We start from the raw sequence: 1467 nt of genomic DNA, 5'->3' as shown, positions 1-1467 counted from the left end.
TGAAGTGTACCCTTTGTAAAGGACATTTTGAAAAAAAGCTAGGCAACTTTTTGAAGCTGCTGTCTGTATTTTGCAGGCGGCAGCTTTTTCAAGTTCCATTGCCCTCGATAATGGTTGTAATACATCATATAACTTTTCACTTCTCGTTTTACTTCTTCTAATGTTTCGCACGCTTTCAGACTGGTTTCATCTTTAAAATGGCCGAAGAAGGATTCTTGAGGGGCGTTATCCCAACAGTTTCCTCGGCGTGACATCGATTGCCCTAGTCCCATATCCTTCACAAGTTTCTGGAATTTTGGATTCGTATAATGGAATCCTTGATCTGAATGAATAAATGCATCGTTCGTTAAATGGTGGTAATTTCGCTTCAATTTACGAAGAGTATTGAGCGCGATATCCATACTTAATGAAGCTGATACTTCATACGCTAAAATTTCGTTTGTCTCAGCGTCCTTAATCGTTGATAAATAAGCACGTTTGCCGTTTCCATACGGCAAATACGTGATATCTGTTAATAATACTTTTCCTGCCACACCTTGTTTAAAGTTACGCTGTAATTCATTTGGACATGTACGATGTTCTTTTGTTGCTTTGGCCATTCTACGTGCCGGATTCGCTTTTCGAATTGGGCATACAATCTCGAATTTCTTCATAATACGGCGAATACGTTTTAAATTATACGTAATCCCATATTGATTTTCTAACGTCATTTTAATTTGACGAGCACCTTTCCTACGTCCTCGGAAATGATACGCTTTTAAAATAATTTCTTTGATAGTTTCATCTGCTAACTCATGGGCTGCACGCTTTTGTGTTGATTTTTCTGTGAAATAATTATAGTAACCTGAACGAGATACACCCATGATTTCACATAGATAGCTAACTAAACGTTTTAGTTTATATTTTTGAATCGTTTTACTGATTAAATCAAATTTTAGTTCTGTTGCGATTGTTTTTTCTTCTTTAACATCTGCCTTTCGAGTAGATCGAGCTTTTTTAAAAGTTCATTCTCCGCTTGTAATAATCGATTTTCCGCTTCTAATCGTGCAATTTTTTCTTCTAAACTTAATTCTCGTTCTATTGGACGACCTGAATTCGTTTTCCGTGTATCTTGTAGACCCGCTACTCCAGTTGTACGATAAGCTGCACGCCACCGCTTTCCCGCTGAACTAATGCGCTTCAAACCAATCAGTTCAACATCTAAACCGGCCTCTTCAAAAATCATTCTTGGGAGTTTTCCTTTTTCATTTTCTGCAATAAAATGGCGTTTAAATTCCTCAGTATAAGTAATCGCTTTATCACTAATAGCTTGGACATTAGGATTACAGTTAAGTTGTTCTTGCTCTTTTTTAGTAAATACTCTTTTCGTCATTTCATTCCGCTCCGACATCTTTTTTCTCATTATAAACAAAAGTACCCTATAGGATAGACTTTTTTCAAAGTGTCTATCTTATAGGGTACAGTTTA

General features: G+C 36.5%; 1 protein-coding gene. It reads right to left on the bottom strand.

What is annotated here, in order from left to right; genetic code table 11:
• Nucleotides 1-38: 38 nt before the first annotated feature.
• A protein-coding gene (locus tag C7Y47_RS24535) for an IS3 family transposase (protein WP_436970140.1) occupies nucleotides 39-1372 on the bottom strand; the annotation gives its coding sequence in 2 pieces (ribosomal slippage) (nucleotides 39-991 and nucleotides 991-1372; 1335 coding nt in all).
• Nucleotides 1373-1467 lie beyond the last annotated feature (95 nt).

This window comes from Lysinibacillus sphaericus, from assembly GCF_006864135.1.
Lineage (GTDB): Bacteria > Bacillota > Bacilli > Bacillales_A > Planococcaceae > Lysinibacillus.
This window is presented reverse-complemented; position numbering and strand designations above follow the sequence as displayed.